Source organism: Pseudomonas sp. Irchel 3A5 (genome assembly GCF_900187575.1).
In the GTDB taxonomy this organism is placed as follows: Bacteria; Pseudomonadota; Gammaproteobacteria; order Pseudomonadales; family Pseudomonadaceae; genus Aquipseudomonas; species Aquipseudomonas folii.
In genome coordinates, this window is record NZ_FYDU01000032.1 from 1 (window position 1) to 5,535 (window position 5,535).

The 5,535-nt window shown below is 51.8% G+C and carries 2 tRNA genes and 3 rRNA genes; all 5 read right to left on the reverse strand.

The window, feature by feature from the left end:
* Positions 1 to 25: 25 nt before the first annotated feature.
* The 5 genes from rrf to CKW31_RS29375 all read right to left on the reverse strand — a co-directional run bounded on the left by rrf (position 26) and on the right by CKW31_RS29375 (position 5,243).
* Positions 26 to 141 (reverse strand): 5S ribosomal RNA (gene rrf, locus CKW31_RS29355).
* 148 nt (positions 142 to 289) lie between these two features.
* A 23S ribosomal RNA gene (locus tag CKW31_RS29360) occupies positions 290 to 3,183 on the reverse strand.
* 228 nt (positions 3,184 to 3,411) lie between these two features.
* Positions 3,412 to 3,487, reverse strand: a tRNA-Ala gene (locus CKW31_RS29365).
* 44 nt (positions 3,488 to 3,531) lie between these two features.
* Positions 3,532 to 3,608, reverse strand: a tRNA-Ile gene (locus CKW31_RS29370).
* A 96-nt stretch (positions 3,609 to 3,704) separates the two neighbouring features.
* Positions 3,705 to 5,243 (reverse strand): 16S ribosomal RNA (locus CKW31_RS29375).
* Together the 16S, 23S and 5S rRNA genes with 2 tRNA genes alongside form the textbook arrangement of a ribosomal RNA operon.
* Positions 5,244 to 5,535 lie beyond the last annotated feature (292 nt).

Genomic DNA, 5,535 nt, shown 5'->3' on the forward strand with positions numbered 1-5,535 from the left:
AGCGATCAGGGGTTCTGGAATTTAATCTTGACGATGACCTACTCTCACATGGGGAAACCCCACACTACCATCGGCGATACATCGTTTCACTACTGAGTTCGGGATGGGATCAGGTGGTTCCAATGCTCTATGGTCGTCAAGAAATTCGGTTGCCGGTTCGTACCTTGCGGGACGCCTCAGCCAATGGGTATGTGATAGTTCGGTAATGTGCGAACAAACTCTCGGTTCGTGTCGTCTTCACAGTCACCGCAATCTGTCTTTTTCAAGTCGCAGATTGCTTGGGTGTTATATGGTCAAGCCTCACGGGCAATTAGTATGGGTTAGCTCAACGCCTCACAGCGCTTACACACCCCACCTATCAACGTCGTAGTCTTCGACGGCCCTTCAGGGAACTCAAGGTTCCAGTGAGATCTCATCTTGAGGCAAGTTTCCCGCTTAGATGCTTTCAGCGGTTATCTTTTCCGAACATAGCTACCCGGCAATGCCACTGGCGTGACAACCGGAACACCAGAGGTTCGTCCACTCCGGTCCTCTCGTACTAGGAGCAGCCCCTCTCAAATCTCAAACGTCCACGGCAGATAGGGACCGAACTGTCTCACGACGTTCTAAACCCAGCTCGCGTACCACTTTAAATGGCGAACAGCCATACCCTTGGGACCGGCTTCAGCCCCAGGATGTGATGAGCCGACATCGAGGTGCCAAACACCGCCGTCGATATGAACTCTTGGGCGGTATCAGCCTGTTATCCCCGGAGTACCTTTTATCCGTTGAGCGATGGCCCTTCCATACAGAACCACCGGATCACTAAGACCTACTTTCGTACCTGCTCGACGTGTCTGTCTCGCAGTCAAGCGCGCTTTTGCCTTTATACTCTACGACCGATTTCCGACCGGTCTGAGCGCACCTTCGTACTCCTCCGTTACTCTTTAGGAGGAGACCGCCCCAGTCAAACTACCCACCATACACTGTCCTCGATCCGGATAACGGACCTGAGTTAGAACCTCAAAGTTGCCAGGGTGGTATTTCAAGGTTGGCTCCACGCAGACTGGCGTCCACGCTTCAAAGCCTCCCACCTATCCTACACAAGCAAATTCAAAGTCCAGTGCAAAGCTATAGTAAAGGTTCACGGGGTCTTTCCGTCTAGCCGCGGATACACTGCATCTTCACAGCGATTTCAATTTCACTGAGTCTCGGGTGGAGACAGCGCCGCCATCGTTACGCCATTCGTGCAGGTCGGAACTTACCCGACAAGGAATTTCGCTACCTTAGGACCGTTATAGTTACGGCCGCCGTTTACCGGGGCTTCGATCAAGAGCTTCGCGTTAGCTAACCCCATCAATTAACCTTCCGGCACCGGGCAGGCGTCACACCCTATACGTCCACTTTCGTGTTTGCAGAGTGCTGTGTTTTTAATAAACAGTCGCAGCGGCCTGGTATCTTCGACCGGCATGAGCTTACGGAGCAAGTCCTTCACCCTCACCGGCGCACCTTCTCCCGAAGTTACGGTGCCATTTTGCCTAGTTCCTTCACCCGAGTTCTCTCAAGCGCCTTGGTATTCTCTACCCAACCACCTGTGTCGGTTTGGGGTACGGTTCCTGGTTACCTGAAGCTTAGAAGCTTTTCTTGGAAGCATGGCATCAACCACTTCGTATTCTAAAAGAACACTCGTCATCAGCTCTCGGCCTTAAGATCCCGGATTTACCTAAGATCTCAGCCTACCACCTTAAACTTGGACAACCAACGCCAAGCTGGCCTAGCCTTCTCCGTCCCTCCATCGCAATAACCAGAAGTACAGGAATATTAACCTGTTTTCCATCGACTACGCTTTTCAGCCTCGCCTTAGGGACCGACTAACCCTGCGTCGATTAACGTTGCGCAGGAAACCTTGGTCTTTCGGCGTGGGTGTTTTTCACACCCATTGTCGTTACTCATGTCAGCATTCGCACTTCTGATACCTCCAGCAAGCTTCTCAACTCACCTTCACAGGCTTACAGAACGCTCCTCTACCGCATCATCCTAAGATGATACCCGTAGCTTCGGTACCTGGTTTGAGCCCCGTTACATCTTCCGCGCAGGCCGACTCGACTAGTGAGCTATTACGCTTTCTTTAAAGGGTGGCTGCTTCTAAGCCAACCTCCTAGCTGTCTAAGCCTTCCCACATCGTTTCCCACTTAACCAGGATTTTGGGACCTTAGCTGACGGTCTGGGTTGTTTCCCTTTTCACGACGGACGTTAGCACCCGCCGTGTGTCTCCCATGCTCGGCACTTGTAGGTATTCGGAGTTTGCATCGGTTTGGTAAGTCGGGATGACCCCCTAGCCGAAACAGTGCTCTACCCCCTACAGTGATACATGAGGCGCTACCTAAATAGCTTTCGAGGAGAACCAGCTATCTCCGAGCTTGATTAGCCTTTCACTCCGATCCACAGGTCATCCGCTAACTTTTCAACGGTAGTCGGTTCGGTCCTCCAGTTAGTGTTACCCAACCTTCAACCTGCCCATGGATAGATCGCCCGGTTTCGGGTCTATTCCCAGCGACTAGACGCCCTATTAAGACTCGCTTTCGCTACGCCTCCCCTATTCGGTTAAGCTCGCCACTGAAAATAAGTCGCTGACCCATTATACAAAAGGTACGCAGTCACCCAACAAAGTGGGCTCCCACTGCTTGTACGCATACGGTTTCAGGATCTATTTCACTCCCCTCTCCGGGGTTCTTTTCGCCTTTCCCTCACGGTACTAGTTCACTATCGGTCAGTCAGTAGTATTTAGCCTTGGAGGATGGTCCCCCCATGTTCAGACAAGGTTTCTCGTGCCCCGTCCTACTCGATTTCATGACAAGGAGATTTTCGCGTACAGGGCTATCACCCACTATGGCCGCACTTTCCAGAGCGTTCCGCTAATCTCCAAGCCACTTAAGGGCTGGTCCCCGTTCGCTCGCCACTACTAAGGGAATCTCGGTTGATTTCTTTTCCTCAGGGTACTTAGATGTTTCAGTTCCCCTGGTTCGCTCCATACACCTATGTATTCAGTGTAAGGTAACTGTCTTATGACAGCTGGGTTCCCCCATTCAGACATCTCCGGATCACAGTCTGTTTGCCGACTCCCCGAAGCTTTTCGCAGGCTACCACGTCTTTCATCGCCTCTGACTGCCAAGGCATCCACCGTATGCGCTTCTTCACTTGACCATATAACCCCAAGCAATCTGGTTATACTGTGAAGACGACATTCGCCGAAAGTTTGTTCTCACAAACTTTACCTTAGCCTGGACACACACCAGTGAAAGAGGTGCCCAGTCTATATTTCTATCACATACCCAAATTTTTAAAGAACGATCTAATCAAAGACTAGAAATCAACACTCACCATCGAACCGATGGAGTGCTCATTTCTAAGCTTTTAAACAGAAGCAGTAAGTGGTGGAGCCAAGCGGGATCGAACCGCTGACCTCCTGCGTGCAAGGCAGGCGCTCTCCCAGCTGAGCTATGGCCCCGTATCCGGGTGTCGTACGCGCTCTGACCAACTTCACCAGGTAACTGGTGGGTCTGGGCAGATTCGAACTGCCGACCTCACCCTTATCAGGGGTGCGCTCTAACCAACTGAGCTACAGACCCAAAATCGGGTGTGCAAAGCAAAAGCTGCTTCTAATCGTCTTCTTCAATGAATCAAGCAATTCGTGTGGGAGCTTGTGCTGCAGCTGAGTCGTCGATTAAGGAGGTGATCCAGCCGCAGGTTCCCCTACGGCTACCTTGTTACGACTTCACCCCAGTCATGAATCACACCGTGGTAACCGTCCCCCCGAAGGTTAGACTAGCTACTTCTGGTGCAACCCACTCCCATGGTGTGACGGGCGGTGTGTACAAGGCCCGGGAACGTATTCACCGCGACATTCTGATTCGCGATTACTAGCGATTCCGACTTCACGCAGTCGAGTTGCAGACTGCGATCCGGACTACGATCGGTTTTATGGGATTAGCTCCACCTCGCGGCTTGGCAACCCTCTGTACCGACCATTGTAGCACGTGTGTAGCCCAGGCCGTAAGGGCCATGATGACTTGACGTCATCCCCACCTTCCTCCGGTTTGTCACCGGCAGTCTCCTTAGAGTGCCCACCATAACGTGCTGGTAACTAAGGACAAGGGTTGCGCTCGTTACGGGACTTAACCCAACATCTCACGACACGAGCTGACGACAGCCATGCAGCACCTGTCTCAATGTTCCCGAAGGCACCAATCCATCTCTGGAAAGTTCATTGGATGTCAAGGCCTGGTAAGGTTCTTCGCGTTGCTTCGAATTAAACCACATGCTCCACCGCTTGTGCGGGCCCCCGTCAATTCATTTGAGTTTTAACCTTGCGGCCGTACTCCCCAGGCGGTCAACTTAATGCGTTAGCTGCGCCACTAAGAGCTCAAGGCTCCCAACGGCTAGTTGACATCGTTTACGGCGTGGACTACCAGGGTATCTAATCCTGTTTGCTCCCCACGCTTTCGCACCTCAGTGTCAGTATCAGTCCAGGTGGTCGCCTTCGCCACTGGTGTTCCTTCCTATATCTACGCATTTCACCGCTACACAGGAAATTCCACCACCCTCTACCATACTCTAGCTTGCCAGTTTTGGATGCAGTTCCCAGGTTGAGCCCGGGGATTTCACATTCAACTTAACAAACCACCTACGCGCGCTTTACGCCCAGTAATTCCGATTAACGCTTGCACCCTCTGTATTACCGCGGCTGCTGGCACAGAGTTAGCCGGTGCTTATTCTGTCGGTAACGTCAAAACACTTACGTATTAGGTAAATGCCCTTCCTCCCAACTTAAAGTGCTTTACAATCCGAAGACCTTCTTCACACACGCGGCATGGCTGGATCAGGCTTTCGCCCATTGTCCAATATTCCCCACTGCTGCCTCCCGTAGGAGTCTGGACCGTGTCTCAGTTCCAGTGTGACTGATCATCCTCTCAGACCAGTTACGGATCGTCGCCTTGGTGAGCCATTACCTCACCAACTAGCTAATCCGACCTAGGCTCATCTGATAGCGCAAGGCCCGAAGGTCCCCTGCTTTCTCCCGTAGGACGTATGCGGTATTAGCGTCCGTTTCCGAGCGTTATCCCCCACTACCAGGCAGATTCCTAGGCATTACTCACCCGTCCGCCGCTCGCCACCAGGTACAAGTACCCGTGCTGCCGCTCGACTTGCATGTGTTAGGCCTGCCGCCAGCGTTCAATCTGAGCCATGATCAAACTCTTCAGTTCAAACATCTTTGGGTTTTGAGAAAACCCTAAACTTGGCTCAGCAATCGTTGGTTATTTCTTTGATTTCTCGCGGAGTAACTTACGATGCTGATAATCTGTTGACTTCAGTCTGACAGCGCAAGCACCCACACGAATTGCTTGATTCAATTGTTAAAGAGCGGTTGGTTAAGAGCTTTCGTCTCAACCGAGGCGCGCATTCTACAGCAGCCTCTGTATCTGTCAAGCGGTTATTTTAAGAAGTTTTCAAAGTTTCCTTTGCAACTTCAACCACTTGCGCTTCGATCAACATCAC